The following is a 15,726-nucleotide window of genomic DNA, read 5'->3' on the forward strand; positions in this document are numbered from 1 at the left end:
ATGAAAAAGTTGGCGCTCGTTCCTATGATTGGTCTGATTCTGTCTGGCTGTGGTGGCAGTGGTAGTGATAATAGCCAGCCGCAACTTGACGTTGCGCCAAAGGCGGTACTGGGAACCATTGATTCAGTTGATGCCATATCTAAACAAATTGTGGTTAATGGCTACCGTTATGATGTAGCGAGTGTTGCTTACGGTGCAAACCCACTGGCAGTTACCGATCTGAAGGCCAACATGATGGTACAGGTTGCTTCTGCTGCAAAATCTGGCGTGCAGGTTCAGGTTGAGCCGACTATCGTGGGTATGATTACTGGTATCGTTGGTAATACGTTTAAAGTGAACGGCATCAGTCTGACGTTCGACGGATTGCATGCTGATATTGATAATGGTGACTGGGTGATGGTGTCATCTCTGCCAACTGCGACCGCTGGTTATAAAGTATTGTCTGTGGTTGAGTTTGAAGCGGACAAGCTAGGAAACACTGTTGAAGTAGAAGGTCGTCTTTCTGGCTTAGATAATAATAATAATACATTCAAACTTGGTGCTGCATTAACGGTTAACTATACCCAACAGGTAGTGGAAGATAATGCCACATTACTGAATGGTCAGTGGGTAGAAGTGACAGGTTCAATCAATGGAACAACGCTTGATGCGACAGAAGTTGAAGTCGATGACTACGATGATCTGGGTGATGATAACGAAGTAGAAGGCGTGATCACTTGGGTTGCCAATGATCAGTCTGCTTTTGAATTGAGCTTCCGTGGTCGTTTTGTTGTTAACAATGGCACAGAGTTTGATGATGGTAATAAAACCAACCTGAAACAGGGTGTGGTTGTTGAAGTGAAATCTGTAACGCAGAATGGTCAGCAGATCGCGACTGAAGTTGAATTTGACGACGATTACACCACAGGTCCTGGCTGGAAAGAAGTTGAAGCAGAAGGTATAGCAACGGTCATTGATGCTGATGCCGCAACATTCTCGGTGTTGGATGCTCAAACAGGGAATACAGTCAACTTTGTCACTGACAGCCAAACGGTGTTTGAAGGGGTGAACATGGCGACTCTTGGTGGTTCACGTGTAGAAGCAGAAGCCGTGGTGATCAACGGTAAAAATGTTGCCCGTGAAGTTGAACTTGATAACGACTAATTAACAGATTACGCCGTATTTTTAGAAGCGCCCTTAGGGGCGCTTTGTTTTTATATGCTTTAGCGGTATGGTTGCTGCTTGAACATGATTTTAAACGCTACGTTAAGAAGGCCTTATGAAGACATTGAGCATTGCGGTTGCACTAAGTTTACTATTGAGTGGATGTGGGGATAAATCCCCCGCGCCGGAGCAAGTTAAAGTGCCGCAAGTGGTATCAACGTCAGTTTCTGGTGTGGTAGATGCCGCCTCAGCCTATGATGTGACCGTGAATGGTAAAACTTATGTGACTCAGCATGCAGAAGTCTATTACGAAGGTGGCGATTATAATATCAGTTCAGTGAAAGTGGGGATGAACGTGAACTTGCTGTTGCAAGATAATAAGGTCACTGAAGTGGATTTAGATCCCGCATTTTCAGGTCTGGCGGTCCTTAACCCTGATAATCAATTAGTGATGAACGGCATCAAACTCTCCATTTCGGACCCACAGGTATTTAATCTTGATTATAAACATGGTGGGGGCGATCTTGGCTGGGTACTGGTCTTTGCTCACCTGAATGGCAATGCACAATGGGTAGTGACCAATGTTTCCCCTGTGAATGCGATGCCAAGTTCAGAAATTGAAGGTAAAGTGTCAGATCTTACGGCCAGCAGTTTCATGCTGGGTACAGCCAAAATTGCCTATGCGCCACTGACAGTAACGGCGGGTAAGCCATTAACTAACGGGATGTACGTGCAAGTGATCGGTAATTTTATCAATGATCAGTTAACCGCGAAGCGTATTGATATTAAATAGCGGTGCCTGATGAGCGTCGGTTGATATTGATTAGTATAAAAGCGCATTGTAATGGTAAATGTTAGTCTTTCCTGCTTTGAGTGATGGGTGTATGAGCGCGCGGGTCATACCGATAACATGGGTATAGATCACAATGATAATATTCGTTACTCTGACAGCATGCTTTATTGAGGATAGATAGGGATAAATGGAAAGCCTAACATTACAACCGATCACATTGATCAATGGGGAAGTGAACCTGCCCGGTTCAAAAAGTGTCTCCAATCGCGTATTACTATTAGCTGCTTTCGCTCAGGGAACGACGCACTTAACCAATTTATTAGACAGTGATGATATCCGCCATATGCTGACCGCATTAAAAGCGCTCGGTGTGAACTACCAGCTATCTGAAGATAAGACGCAATGTACAGTTGAAGGGCTAGGGCATACGTTCGCGTCATCTCAGCCACTAATGCTTAATTTAGGTAATGCTGGTACCGCAATGCGTCCGTTAGCTGCTGCCCTGTGTCTCGGGCAAGGCGAGTTTATCTTAACGGGTGATCCGCGAATGAAAGAACGGCCTATTGGTCATTTGGTTGATGCATTGTGCGCGGCAGGAGCCGATATTGAATATCTGGAAAATGAACACTATCCGCCGCTGAAGATCACTGGTACTGGCCTGCAAGGCGGGGCTGTTGAGATTGACGGATCAATTTCCAGTCAGTTTTTGACTGCTTTTTTGATGGCGGCTCCATTGGCGCAGGCCGATACTATAATCAGCATTAAAGGTGATTTAGTTTCTAAGCCTTATATTGATATTACATTGCAGATCATGGCCCAGTTTGGGGTTGAGGTAGAAAACCGCAACTACCAACAGTTCGTGGTCAAGGGGCAACAAACGTATCAGTCGCCCGGTAACTTTTTAGTGGAGGGTGATGCGTCATCCGCCTCTTACTTTCTCGCGGCAGGAGCTATTCGTGGCGGAGAAATTAAAGTCACGGGAATTGGCAAGAAAAGTATCCAGGGCGACATTCAGTTTGCGGATGCGTTAGCCGCCATGGGGGCTGAAATTGAATGGGGTGATGATTATGTCATCGCCCGTCGTGGTGAGCTAAAAGCGGTTGATATGGATTTTAATCATATCCCTGATGCAGCGATGACGATTGCTACTGCGGCATTGTTTGCTAAAGGAACGACGGCGATTCGCAATGTTTATAATTGGCGAGTAAAAGAAACCGATCGTTTAGCGGCAATGGCGACCGAGTTACGTAAGGTCGGCGCTGGCATTGAAGAGGGTGAGGATTACATTATTATCACGCCGCCAGCCAAGCTTAAGCATGCCGCGATAGACACCTATGATGACCACCGAATGGCGATGTGCTTTTCGCTGGTGGCATTAGGTGATACGCCAGTAACCATTAACGATCCGAAGTGTACGTCGAAGACATTTCCAGACTATTTTGACCAACTGGCTATTTTGAGTCAGTAAAGATTGCACTACACTTAATAGATTGACTGTAAACCCGCCACTTGGCGGGTTTGTTTTTTACTTCGGATACCGGGATATAGGCAGGATTACCGATTGGTATCATCATTATTTTCCCGTATAATATGCCCCGCTTAAAAGATGTAATACGGATCGATATTTGAAAAGGTATTGATCCGTATTACTGCTTATATTAGAACAAGTTCGGAGAAAACTTATGTCTATTCATGCTCCAGTCATCACAGTCGATGGCCCAAGTGGTGCCGGTAAAGGTACCCTCTGTATGCTATTGGCGGATAAACTGGGCTGGAAGCTACTTGATTCTGGTGCCATTTATCGCGTATTGGCACTGGCTGCAATTCACCATGGTGTTGAATTAGAATCTGAAGATGCCTTAGTGCCATTAGCGGCGCATCTAGACGTTCAATTTGTCGCAGAAGGTGATTTAGTCAAGGTTATTCTGGAAGGTGAGGATGTCTCTGGTGAACTTCGTAAAGAAGAAACCGGTATGGCAGCATCGAAAGTTGCCGCGCTGCCTCGTGTTCGAGAAGCATTATTACGTCGTCAGCGAGCATTCAGTGAAGCGCCGGGCTTAGTTGCAGATGGTCGTGACATGGGAACGGTTGTGTTCCAGCAAGCAGAAGTCAAGATTTTTCTCGATGCCAGTGCTGAAGAACGTGCGAAACGTCGCATGAACCAGTTGCAACAGAAAGGCTTAGATGTTAACTTTGACCACCTTTTGAAAGAAATTCAGGAACGTGACTATCGTGACCGCAATCGAGCTGCCGCGCCGTTACGTCCCGCAGCTGATGCTTTGCTGCTAGACTCTACTGAGCTTTCTATAGAGCAAGTTACTGCGCAAGCATTAGCGTATATTGAAATGAAATTGTCTGCTGAATAATCAGTATGACCGCGTCGGTGTCAAGGATGATAACTGACATTACTACCAACCCCATGCGGTAGGATACCCATGGTTGTTAATCAGATTGAAGATAAATAATGACTGAATCTTTTGCTTTACTCTTTGAAGAGTCTCTAAACGAAATCGAAACACGTCCTGGCGCGATCGTTAAAGGTACTGTTGTAGCTATCGAAAACGGTTACGTACTAGTAGACGCAGGTCTTAAGTCTGAGTCTTCTATCCCAGTTGAAGAATTCAAGAACGCTGCTGGCGAACTTGAAATCGAAGTTGGTGCAGAAGTTGACGTTGCTCTAGATGCAGTAGAAGACGGCTTCGGTGAGACTAAGCTTTCTCGTGAAAAAGCTAAGCGTCATGAAGCTTGGATCGTTCTTGAAAAAGCTTACGAAGATGCTGAAACAGTTATCGGTATCATTAACGGTAAAGTTAAGGGCGGCTTCACAGTTGAACTTAACGGTATCCGTGCGTTCCTACCAGGTTCTCTAGTAGATGTTCGTCCAGTTCGTGACACTGCTCACCTAGAAAACAAAGAGCTAGAGTTCAAAGTAATCAAGCTTGACCAGAAGCGTAACAACGTAGTTGTTTCTCGTCGCGCAGTTATCGAATCTGAGAACAGCGTTGAGCGTGATGAACTTCTTGCTTCTCTACAAGAAGGCATGGAAGTTAAAGGTATCGTTAAGAACCTTACTGACTACGGCGCATTCGTTGATCTTGGCGGTGTTGACGGTCTTCTACACATTACTGATATGGCTTGGAAGCGCGTTAAGCACCCAAGTGAAATCGTTAATGTTGGCGACGAAATCAACGTTAAAGTTCTTAAGTTCGACCGTGAGCGTACTCGCGTATCACTAGGTCTTAAGCAACTAGGCGAAGATCCATGGGTAGCTATCGCTAAGCGTTACCCAGAAGGCACTAAGCTTTCTGGCCGTGTAACTAACCTAACTGATTACGGCTGCTTCGTGGAAATCGAAGAAGGCGTTGAAGGTCTAGTACACGTTTCTGAAATGGATTGGACTAACAAGAACATCCACCCATCTAAAGTTGTTAACGTGGGCGATGAAGTTGAAGTTATGGTTCTTGATATCGACGAAGAGCGTCGTCGTATCAGCCTAGGTCTGAAGCAGTGTAAAGCGAACCCATGGCAGTCATTTGCAGAAATGCAAGCTAAGGGCGACAAAGTAACTGGTAAGATCAAGTCAATCACTGACTTCGGTATCTTCATTGGTCTTGACGGCGGCATCGACGGTCTTGTTCACCTATCTGACATTTCTTGGAATGTTGCTGGTGAAGACGCAGTTCGTGACTTCAAGAAAGGCGATGAAATCTCTGCAGTTGTTCTAGCAGTTGACGCTGAGCGTGAGCGTATTTCTCTAGGCATCAAGCAGATCGACGAAGACCCATTCAACGGTTACGTTGCAGCTAACAAGAAAGGTGCTCTAGTTACTGGTACTGTTACTGCTGTTGACGCGAAAGGCGCAACTGTTGAGCTAATCGAAGGTGTTGAAGGTTACCTACGTGCTTCTGAAGCATCTGTTGACCGTGTTGAAGACGCAACTCTAGTTCTTTCTGTAGGCGATTCTGTTGAAGCTAAATTCACAGGCGTTGACCGTAAGAACCGCGTAATCAACCTATCTGTACGTGCTAAAGACGTTGCAGAAGAGCAAGAAGCAATTGCTACACTGAACAAGCAAGACGAAGCTTCTTTCGGTAGCGCAATGGCTGATGCTTTCAAAGCAGCTAAAGGCGAATAATTGAGCGAAGGGGGAAGATTTTTCCCCCTAAGCGGTTATACTATTGAGAAACATACTAAAAACGGAGTGTTTATGACAAAGTCTGAATTAATTGAAAGACTATGTAGTCAACAAACACATCTTTCTGCCAAACAGGTAGAAGATGCAATCAAGGAAATCCTTGAACATATGGCGACAACGCTTGCCGATGGTGACCGTATAGAGATCCGTGGCTTTGGTAGCTTCTCATTGCATTATCGCGCTCCACGTGTTGGTCGCAATCCTAAAACAGGGGACAAAGTTGAGTTGGACGGTAAATACGTTCCTCACTTCAAACCTGGTAAGGAATTACGTGACCGTGTTAACTTGGCACTAGCTAGTTAACCACGGATAGAACAAAAAAACGGCATGCTGCTTAGTATGCCGTTTTTTTATGCTTATTGAATATGGTCTGATGATGAAAAATCTTGCATAATCAGCCTACCCATCTGTTTTAGTACCTGTCACCGTCTTCTATAGAGCATTTACTTCATCAGATTGGTATCATCAATATTTCGATTAAGTGGGAAGGATTCACGATGAAGATACTGACTGTTATTTTATTGATTGCCTGTTTTCTGATTACGCTTGCTTTGGGTGCTCAGAATCAGGAATTAGTGAATTTCGACTATCTGATTGCCCAAGGAGAGTTCCAGCTTTCTACTTTACTAGGGATTGCGTTCGGTTCCGGGTTTGCGATTGGCTGGCTGATCTGTGGCTTGCTGTATCTAAAAGCACGTTTTACTAAAAACCGTTTGAGCAAAAAAGTACAGAAACAACAAATTGAACTGGATCAGCTTCGTGCCGAGCCTGTTAAGGAATAATCGTTAATGCTAGAGCTGTTGTTCCTGCTATTACCTATTGCTGCCGCTTATGGCTGGTATATGGGTAACAGGAGCGCTAGTAACAAACAACAGGAGCAGTCTCACCATATGTCACGTCAATACGTGACAGGTTTGAATCTGTTGTTGTCAGACCAATCTGACAAAGCGGTGGATGTTTTCATCGAGCTGCTCCAAGTTGATAGTGAAACAATTGATACCCACCTGGCTTTGGGCAACCTATTTCGTAGCCGGGGTGAGGTTGATCGCGCCATTCGTATTCACCAAAATCTCATCGCCCGTCCAAACTTAACTATCGATCAGCGAAATCTTGCATTGCAGCAATTGGCTCAGGATTATATGGTCGCTGGTTTTTTTGACCGCGCCGAAAAAATCTTCGAGCAGTTGCTAGATGAACCCGATCACCGCAAAGGGGCATTGCTGCAGTTACTAACCATTTATCAGCAGACGCGTGAGTGGGAGAAAGCAATAGAGGTGGCTACTCAGTTAGTCAAGCTCGGGAAAACCAAGCTCAAGCATGATATTGCTCATTACTGGTGCGAGATGGCGATGCTGGAGATGAGTGCCCAGCATTCTGACAAAGCCAAACAGCTGTTGAAGAAGTCGCTTTCTGCAGATAAGTCCTGTGTTCGTGCGAGTATTATGTTGGCGAAAATTCTGATCGCTGATAATGAGTATAAGGCGGCCGCAAAACAGCTTGAACGGGTTGCTGATCAAGATATGGAATTTATTGGTGAGGCATTACCTCTGCTACTCGAATGCTATGAGGTTACCAATAATGAATCAGGCTGGTTAAAGTACCTGCGTTATTGTGTTGAGGAAAAAGCCGGTTCGACCGCTGAATTGATGCTCGCGGATGAAATTGCCAAGCGCGAGGGGGCGACCATGGCGCAGGCGTATATGACACGCCAGCTTCAGAAAAACCCCACCCTAAAAGGCTTTTATCAACTGATGGATTATCATCTGGATGAAGCGGAAGATGGACGCGCCAAGGACAGCTTAACGACGTTACGGGGCTTGGTTGGGGAGCAGTTAAAGATCAAACCCCATTACCGTTGTCGCCAATGTGGTTTTGCGACCCATTCCCTCTATTGGCAGTGTCCGTCTTGTAAAAGCTGGGGAACCATTAAGCCAATTCGAGGCCTTGATGGTGAGTAGCCTATGTTGCTACCCATAGCGTGACTATAGAAGAGCCTGTTCTTATGGACAGGCTTTTTATTATCAGCTGAAACGTATCTTTCATCTTCTTAATCGATCCCTGCAATACCGATAAAGCTTAATGGTACGGACAAACGATTGCAGCGCTAAGAAAACTCTGACTTTTGAGTGTTACAAACACTATATCAATAATTTCTCGCATAAATACTTTTTTACGGTACAATCCCGACCGCGTTCAGGAAGCTGAATCGACATGTTTAATAATTAAGCAGGAGATGCCATGTTAGACCCAAAAGTGATTGTTGCTCTCGACTATTCAAACCAAGACGATGCATTCGCCTTCGTTGACCGTATTGAACCGGGAACTTGTCGACTGAAAGTTGGCAAAGAAATGTTTACTTATTTTGGCCCTGACTTTGTGCGTAAACTGCATGATCGGGGTCATTCTGTATTTCTTGACCTGAAATTCCACGATATCCCAAATACCTGTTCTCATGCAGTCCGTGCAGCGGCAGAGCTGGGTGTCTGGATGGTCAACGTGCACGCCTCTGGTGGTGAGCGCATGATGGCAGCGTCCCGTGAGATCCTTGAGCCGTATGGCAAAGATCGTCCATTGCTGATTGGCGTGACAGTACTGACCAGCATGGAAGCGACAGATTTGCGTGGAATTGGCATTCAGTGTGACCCACAAGAGCAGGTACTGAATCTGGCCCGCCTGACGAAGAACAGTGGTCTGGATGGAGTCGTCTGTTCCGCACAAGAAGCGAGCCTGCTAAAAGGTGAGCTGGGTCAGTCATTTAAGCTGGTCACACCGGGTATCCGTCCTGCAGGCAGCGCCGCAGGTGATCAGCGCCGTGTAATGACGCCTGTAGAAGCGGTAGCCGCGGGTTCTGATTACCTGGTTATCGGTCGTCCAATTACCCAGGCGGTAGATCCTGCGGCAGTATTGGCGGCGATTAACAAGACATTGGCATAATGCCTCGCTTGTTATTATCAAAATTGTAAAAAAACGGGACCTTGTTTGTACAAGGGCCCGTTTTTTATGCGTTGCTTGAAGCGCGAAAACGCATACTTTTTCAGGCAGTAAAAGGTTATGAGGCTTTTTTCACAAAGGCAGCGGTGACCATCATGTCGCCAGCACCATCTAACTTACAGTCTAACTGATGATCTTTGCTCTCCACGATGCGCTTGATTACGCCTTTCGTGCCGATTTTCAATACCATCGAGCTACCTTTTACCTTCAGATCTTTCGCTACTGTGATCTTATCGCCTTCTGCCAGCAGGGTGCCATTGGCATCTTTGACGGTGAACGTTTCTTCTACCGCGTTTGGATCCCACTCGTGGGCACATTCTGGGCAAACGAGATGGTTTTGGTCGGGGTACACATATTCAGACTGACAGTTAGGGCAAGGAGGAAAAGACATAAGATACCAAGAGTTAAAGTAAAAAGAGGGCTGATAATAACCAATGTATCTGTTTGCGACTAGGTTAACCTATATCTCAACTTTATAGGATAGTGATTGAAAGTCTGTTTGAAAGCGGTAGTCTGCCTAATTAATCAAGGAACGATGAGGAACGTCATGCGCGTTGATTATCATAAGCGATTTATTCCCGTAATCCGTTATCTGGAAAAACATTTTAACGAGCCATTGAACCTGCTTGAAGTGGCTGCGTTAGCCAACCTGTCTCCGTATCATTTTCATCGTACCTTTAAAGCGGTACAAGGTGAAACGCTGGCAGATTTTATTCGGCGCTTAAGGCTGGAAGCAGCGGCGGGTGAGCTATTTAAATCTAAACAACCAGTGCTGAATATTGCGCTGGAATACGGTTTTTCGTCTTCTCAAAGTCTGGCGAAAGCCTTTAAACAGCATTTTGGCGTCACACCTACTGAGTTTCGTGATTGTGAAGATCAGAAAGCATTTTCAGCTCTGGCGAGAAACAGCAAGATTGGACACACGTTGCGCAAGATTGGAAACGAAGCGAAAGCGGTTGATATATATACTGGTTGTGAACTTACACAATGGAGTACAGCAATGGAAACGCAAGATTTTGAACCTTCGAAACTGGCATATATTCGTGTCACGGGTCCTTACGGTAAAGGCTATGAAGCGGCAAGCGGGCGTCTGTATCAATGGGCTGGTATGAAGGGTTTGGCAGGTAATACGTGCATATTTATCTACCACGACAGCCCAGAAATCACCCCCGATGATAAGTGTCGTACCGACATTTGTCTAATGGTGCCAGAGGGGACAGATGTCCCAAGTGGGATTGAGCTGCAAGATTTCTCTGGCGGCCAGTATGCGGTGATACGTCAAACCATTACTGATTTTAGTCAGTATCCAAAAGCATGGGATAATTTGATGGGTGAAGTCACTGCCTCTGGCGTAGAGATAGACTGCCGACCGTGCTTTGAGCTATACCACAGCTTTGATCCGCAGACCCAGCATGCGGATGTGAGTTTCTGCACTGCGATTAAGTAGGGCGAGGAAGAGCGGAAGAGCAAAGGGGCCATAGGTCCGAAAACCTGCTTTCCCGCTCTTCCTAGTCCCTCGAACCTCGCAAACTCCGAATCCGTGACCCACTCAGTATTCATTGCCCGCTACAGCCCCTAAACTAGATCTATCACCCGTCAGTGGAGGTCGCTATGGATACGTATTTTGACTTGTCTTCGCCTTACATACGGTTAGCGATTGCTTTGCTGCTTGGTGCAATTATTGGTATTCAGCGTGGGTGGGTTGATCGTAAGGAAGCGGCGGGTAGTCGTATTGCAGGGATCCGCACTTATTCTCTGGTGGGGTTGCTTGGCGGGTTATGCGGACTGTTGGCAGAGCATTTTTCAGAATTATTTCTTGGCCTCTCTTTTATCGCTCTTACCATCATCGTGACGGTGGCTTACACTAGCAGATTACGTTGGCACACTAACCTGAGTATTACGGGGTTGATCGGTACCTTGATCACCTTTTTACTGGGGGCTTTTACCATTGTGGGCGACCCCGTACTCGCGGCTTCTGCTGCGGTGATCACCGCGATTATTCTCGATAATAAAAAAGAGCTGCATGGCGCGCTGAACAAGCTTCAGGAATATGAGCTCGATGCGGCATTGAAGTTACTGCTGATCTCTGTCGTGATGTTACCTCTGCTCCCTAACCAGCAGATGGGGCCATGGAATGCGATTAATCCGTATGAGATATGGTGGATGGTGGTATTGATTGCCAGTATTTCCTTTGTCGGATATTTTGCGATGAAGATTGGAGGGGCAGAAAAAGGAATTTTATTGACGTGCCTGTTTGCGGGTTTAAGTTCTTCCACTGCACTCACATTGCAGTTTTCCCATTTATCGAAACAGCAACCGCAGATAAGCGGTTTGCTCGCCAGTGGCATTTTATTGAGTTGCGGAACCATGTTTCCACGGATTCTGTTTGTTTGCTCTGTTGTGAATACCGCACTGCTAGAGTTACTTTGGCTCCCTATGGGGGTCATGATGCTGGGATTTTATCTATCTGCGGGATGGATTTGGTCACGGCACAATACGAATAATCAGACTAATCCAGAGATGAAACAAAATCCGCTGGCGCTTTCTTCTGCATTGATCTTTGGTTTTATTTTGATGGTAATCATTGTACTGGCTAATGCATTACAAGAGTGGTTTGGTAACGCCGGGACACTGATATTAGCGGCGATTTCCGGGATCTCGGATGTCGACGCCATTACGCTGGCTCTCGGTCGTCAAAGTGCAAATGGAGAGGGCATCGCTTTAGCCACTCTGGGGATATTTATCGCGGCGGCAGTCAATAGCGTAGTGAAAATGGGCATGGCGTGTGTGATCGGTGATCGTGCCATGCGCAAGTTTGTGATTGTACCGATTGTGTTGTCGGTGGTGCTGGGTGGGGTGGCTCTGCAGGTGTAAAAAACGGGCGTGAAGCCCGTTTTTAGTTTTTATATTGCGGATTAATTTGTGAGCACGATGTTTAGGCGCGCTAGCACTCAATCTTCGGTGTCGCACTGCTGATCCGGTTGGTGCGATCATGAGAGGGGGCTGAAAAGTGACTGTCGAGCAGTTTTTGAGTCAGTGGGTGCTGAGGGTTGGCAAACACCTCAGCGGTGCGCCCTTGCTCAACCACGGCACCGTTTTGCATGACCATGACCTTATCAGTGAAGTGTTTGATCACTCCCATGTGCTGAGATACATAGATATAGGACAGGCCCATCTCTTCTTGTAACTCTAATAGCAGATTGATCATCTGTGAACGCATTGACATATCAAGGCCGTTTAATGCTTCATCAGCAACAATAATACAAGGCTGTAGGATCAAAGCTCTGGCAAGAGAGACTCGTTGTTTTTGACCTGTTGCGAGCATCTGTGGATAAAAATAGGCGTGTTCAGGCAGTAAGCCGACGCGCTTTAATGTTTCCATGATCCGTCGCTCACGGGCCTGCGGCGTCATATTAGTATTACGCTTGAGTGGCCCTTCTAAAATTTTGCCGATTTGAATTCTCGGATTCAGCGAGGTGTTGGGATCCTGGAAAATCATCCGGATCAGCTTGCATCGGGTCTGGAAGTCACGATGGGCAAGGGGTTCACCATTAACCCGGATAATACCATCGGTGGGTTCAACAACACCGGCCAGCATTTTAGCTAGCGTAGATTTTCCAGAACCATTCTCTCCCATAAAGGCGACGGTTTCCCCTGCTTCTAAATTGAAAGAAACAGGTTTAACTGCCTCTATCGTCCGGCGGCGAAACAATCCGGTTCGATAGTGATAGTCTTTTTTGAGATTCTCGACTTCAAGTAATGCACTCACTTTGTCGGTTCCTCCATATTCAATGGGAAGTGGCAGCTGAACTTATGCGTCTTGATTTTTTGCCGTTGTGGGACTTCGACGCACTTGCGTTGGGCATGTGGGCATCGAGGACCAAGTCGGCAGCCAATAGGAAGATGCTGAAGAGGAGGAATTGAGCCGGGTAGGGCTTCGAGTTTACTTTTATGCGGAAGCTGATCTAGATTGAAATCTGGCATGGCCCGCAGCAAGGCTTCGGTATACGGATGGTGCGGTGTTTCTAAAAGCTGCTGGCGACTGGCTGACTCAACAGACTGGCCACAGTACATAACGGTAATACGGTCGGCCCATTGGGTAACCGTGGTTAAGTCATGGCTCACCAACAAAATGGTGGTGTTGCTGAGCTGGTTCATCCGGCTCAGCAGGCGGAAAATCTGCGCTTGGGTGATCGGATCTAAATCATTGGTCGGTTCATCGGCGATCAGCAGGCGCGGGCGGTTGGCAATTGCCATCGCTATCATCACCTTTTGGCACTCACCGTCAGTGAGTTCATAGGGATAGCTGCGCATAATCCGCTTATGATCTTTGATCCCAACCTTGTGCAGCAAAGCAATTGCTTGTTTCTGACGCCAATGGAAGCGCTGCCAGAAACGGCCACTGAATGAACTGGATGGGATCGCTTCTTCTAATTGTTCCCCAACGTGCTCTGAGGGATCTAAGCAGGATGACGGTTCCTGGAAAATCATCGCAATTTCTCGGCCGACGATTTTGCGCCGCTCACGGGTTGATAATGCGAGAAGATCGATATCCCCCAGACGCAGACGATCTGCACTGATGCGCCAGTTACTTTTGGTGACGCCGGCGATAGCTTTGGCAACCAGGCTTTTACCTGAGCCGGATTCGCCTACCAGGCCACGGATCTCGCCTTCGTTGATGGTGAGGCTCATACGATCGACAGCTTTAACCATACCCTGTGGGGTATCAATTTCGATCGTTAGGTTTCGAATATCTAATAGTGGCATCAGTCAATCCCCGCATTCATGGCTTGGCGGAGTCCTTCTCCAACTAAGTTTACAACCAATACACTAAATGTAATGGCAAGGCCTGGCAGTGTGACGGTCCATGGCGCGAGATAAATTAACTCGATTGAATCCCCCAGCATGGCTCCCCATTCAGGAAGGGGGGCTTGGGCACCCAATCCAAGGAAGCCCAATGCGGCAATATCTAAAATGGCAATTGAGATTGCTCGCGTTAGCTCATTGGTCAGTACCGTCAGAATATTTGGCAAAATCGAGTTATACAGTAGATAGAAATTGTTGGCACCATCAAGTCGGGCAGCCAAGATGTAGTCTTTTTCTACCTCATTATGCACTGCCGTATATACGGCACGGATAAAGCGCGGGATCAGTGCTAGCCAGATAGCCAATAGAACACTGACTTCCCCCGGCCCCATATACGCGACCATAATAATGGCTAACAGCAGTGACGGTATTGACAGAAAAGTGTCGAGCACATGATTTAATATGCTCGATTTCAAGCCACGAGTCATCCCCGCCATGATACCAATCAGGATCCCGATAGCCGCAGAGGCCAGAGCGACTAAAATGGCATAGCCAAAGGTTAGCCGGGTTCCCATCAGTAGTCGGCTGAGAATATCTCGACCAAGATCGTCGGTACCAAAGAAGAATTCGACATAACCGTGCGGATCCCAAGAGGGTGGCATGAGTATGTCACCGACTTGATCCACCGCATTGTAGGGGGAAATCCAAGGTGCAATTAGCGTGATTAGGATCAGTAGCAATAAACACCAAAAGCCGAATACTGCGAGTGAGTTTGATCGAAAGTTCTGCCAGGCACGTTCCCTTTGCGTCGGGATCTTGGTCTCTTGGTAGATATTATTTGATAGCATACCATTCCTTGCGAACAAGCGGGTTAACAAAGGCGCCAGCCAGATCTGACAGGATATTAGCGATCAAAATAAAGCAGCCAACAGTGATCACCCCGGCTTGGATCGCGACATAGTTTTGCGCAGAGACGGCATCTAATAGCCAGCGGCCAATACCCGGCCAGTTAAAAATATACTCTGTCAGCATGGCAAAGGTCATCATGGTGGAAAACTGCATGCCCAGTTTCGGAATAATGGGTGGAATAGCATTACGTAAAACATGCTGTGTGATGATTTCAAACATCGATAAGCCTTTGGTTTGCGCAACCTTAATGAAATTCTGTTCCATCACATCGGAAACCGATGTCCGGGTTAAGCGAATCACTTCAGTCATCGGGGCCATGGCCAGAACAATGGTCGGCAGAATTAAGTGGCGTGCGGCATCTATTAGCGCTTCAGTGCGATACGGTTTATCTGACAGCATAATATCGATTAATGCGACGCCAGTAACATGATCAAATTGATACAGCAGGCTGTAGCGGCCCGAGACGGGTAGCCAGCCAAGCTCGAGTGAAAACAGCATGATCAACAACATGGCCAGCCAAAATAGCGGGATCGAGTAGCCGACGAGTGTAATCGATGAAATGGCGGTATCGATGTAACTTCCACGCTTAACGCCAGCGAGTGTACCCAGCGGGATCCCAATAATGAGTGACAGAACAAAGGCAAAGAAACTCAATTCCAACGTTGCCGGGAAAACGGAAAGCACCTCATTGAGAATCGGTTCTCCCTGTTGGTTCAGGCCGAGGTGACCGGTAAACAGATTTTCAAGATATTGAGGCCAGCCAGTCCAGAAGCTCTCGTGACTCCAGAGAGAGTCAGGATCAAGGCAGAGAATGCTATAGCCAATCAACGTTAAGATCAGCAAAGTGATCAAAAACAAGTTTAGCCGTCGGATTGTGTAAATAAACATA

General features: G+C 46.7%; 16 protein-coding genes. 11 read left to right on the forward strand and 5 right to left on the reverse strand.

What is annotated here, in order from left to right; translation table 11 throughout:
- The 9 genes from L4D12_RS12310 to pyrF all read left to right on the forward strand — a co-directional run bounded on the left by L4D12_RS12310 (window position 1) and on the right by pyrF (window position 9,065).
- Window positions 1-1,143, forward strand: coding sequence for a DUF5666 domain-containing protein (locus L4D12_RS12310; protein WP_428448141.1), 1,143 nt, complete (start codon window positions 1-3; stop codon window positions 1,141-1,143).
- A gap of 115 nt (window positions 1,144-1,258) precedes the next feature.
- Window positions 1,259-1,936 carry a DUF5666 domain-containing protein gene (locus tag L4D12_RS12315; RefSeq protein ID WP_428448142.1) on the forward strand — a complete coding sequence of 226 codons (678 nt, stop codon included), beginning with the start codon at window positions 1,259-1,261 and terminating at the stop codon, window positions 1,934-1,936.
- A 187-nt stretch (window positions 1,937-2,123) separates the two neighbouring features.
- Complete coding sequence (gene aroA, locus L4D12_RS12320) at window positions 2,124-3,404, forward strand: 3-phosphoshikimate 1-carboxyvinyltransferase (protein ID WP_428448143.1); 1,281 nt, start codon at window positions 2,124-2,126, stop codon at window positions 3,402-3,404.
- Between the two features lie 214 nt (window positions 3,405-3,618).
- A complete protein-coding gene (gene cmk / locus L4D12_RS12325; protein ID WP_428448144.1) occupies window positions 3,619-4,302 on the forward strand; it encodes a (d)CMP kinase in 684 nt (227 codons plus the stop codon).
- 98 nt (window positions 4,303-4,400) lie between these two features.
- Window positions 4,401-6,071 (forward strand): 30S ribosomal protein S1, encoded by a 1,671-nt coding sequence (gene rpsA, locus L4D12_RS12330; RefSeq protein ID WP_428448145.1) that lies wholly within the window; start codon window positions 4,401-4,403, stop codon window positions 6,069-6,071.
- A gap of 72 nt (window positions 6,072-6,143) precedes the next feature.
- The gene (gene ihfB, locus L4D12_RS12335; protein ID WP_428448146.1) at window positions 6,144-6,434 is read left to right on the forward strand and encodes an integration host factor subunit beta; all 291 of its coding nucleotides are present in this window, start codon (window positions 6,144-6,146) and stop codon (window positions 6,432-6,434) included.
- Between the two features lie 194 nt (window positions 6,435-6,628).
- Entirely contained in the window at window positions 6,629-6,913 is a 285-nt protein-coding gene (locus tag L4D12_RS12340) for a LapA family protein (protein ID WP_428448147.1), read from the forward strand.
- 6 nt (window positions 6,914-6,919) lie between these two features.
- Window positions 6,920-8,089, forward strand: coding sequence for a lipopolysaccharide assembly protein LapB (lapB, locus tag L4D12_RS12345; protein WP_428448148.1), 1,170 nt, complete (start codon window positions 6,920-6,922; stop codon window positions 8,087-8,089).
- A 280-nt stretch (window positions 8,090-8,369) separates the two neighbouring features.
- Entirely contained in the window at window positions 8,370-9,065 is a 696-nt protein-coding gene (pyrF, locus tag L4D12_RS12350; protein WP_428448149.1) for an orotidine-5'-phosphate decarboxylase, read from the forward strand.
- Between the two features lie 115 nt (window positions 9,066-9,180).
- Here pyrF and L4D12_RS12355 read toward each other — a convergent pair whose 3' ends face one another.
- The gene (locus L4D12_RS12355) at window positions 9,181-9,513 is read right to left on the reverse strand and encodes a zinc ribbon domain-containing protein YjdM (RefSeq protein ID WP_428448150.1); all 333 of its coding nucleotides are present in this window, start codon (window positions 9,511-9,513) and stop codon (window positions 9,181-9,183) included.
- A gap of 156 nt (window positions 9,514-9,669) precedes the next feature.
- Here L4D12_RS12355 and L4D12_RS12360 point away from each other — a divergent pair, with 156 nt between their 5' ends.
- Window positions 9,670-10,569: an AraC family transcriptional regulator gene (locus tag L4D12_RS12360; protein ID WP_428448151.1), complete on the forward strand. Its 900-nt coding sequence runs from the start codon at window positions 9,670-9,672 to the stop codon at window positions 10,567-10,569.
- 164 nt (window positions 10,570-10,733) lie between these two features.
- Entirely contained in the window at window positions 10,734-11,996 is a 1,263-nt protein-coding gene (locus tag L4D12_RS12365) for an MgtC/SapB family protein (protein ID WP_428448152.1), read from the forward strand.
- A gap of 70 nt (window positions 11,997-12,066) precedes the next feature.
- Here the strand turns inward: L4D12_RS12365 and L4D12_RS12370 are convergent, their stop codons facing one another.
- From L4D12_RS12370 to L4D12_RS12385, 4 genes are read right to left on the reverse strand one after another with little or no spacing between them, the layout of a single operon-like run.
- Window positions 12,067-12,891 carry a peptide ABC transporter ATP-binding protein gene (locus L4D12_RS12370; protein WP_428448153.1) on the reverse strand — a complete coding sequence of 275 codons (825 nt, stop codon included), beginning with the start codon at window positions 12,889-12,891 and terminating at the stop codon, window positions 12,067-12,069.
- Window positions 12,888-13,889 carry a peptide ABC transporter ATP-binding protein gene (locus L4D12_RS12375; RefSeq protein WP_428448154.1) on the reverse strand — a complete coding sequence of 334 codons (1,002 nt, stop codon included), beginning with the start codon at window positions 13,887-13,889 and terminating at the stop codon, window positions 12,888-12,890. Before L4D12_RS12375 ends, L4D12_RS12370 begins: the two co-directional genes overlap by 4 nt.
- Window positions 13,889-14,776 carry a putrescine export ABC transporter permease SapC gene (gene sapC / locus L4D12_RS12380; protein ID WP_428448155.1) on the reverse strand — a complete coding sequence of 296 codons (888 nt, stop codon included), beginning with the start codon at window positions 14,774-14,776 and terminating at the stop codon, window positions 13,889-13,891. Before sapC ends, L4D12_RS12375 begins: the two co-directional genes overlap by 1 nt.
- Window positions 14,763-15,725, reverse strand: coding sequence for an ABC transporter permease (locus L4D12_RS12385; protein ID WP_428448156.1), 963 nt, complete (start codon window positions 15,723-15,725; stop codon window positions 14,763-14,765). The genes sapC and L4D12_RS12385 overlap by 14 nt, the downstream gene beginning before the upstream one ends.
- Window position 15,726: the final 1 nt, after the last annotated feature.

Source organism: Photobacterium nomapromontoriensis, assembly GCF_050336815.1.
GTDB lineage: Bacteria > Pseudomonadota > Gammaproteobacteria > Enterobacterales > Vibrionaceae > Photobacterium > Photobacterium nomapromontoriensis.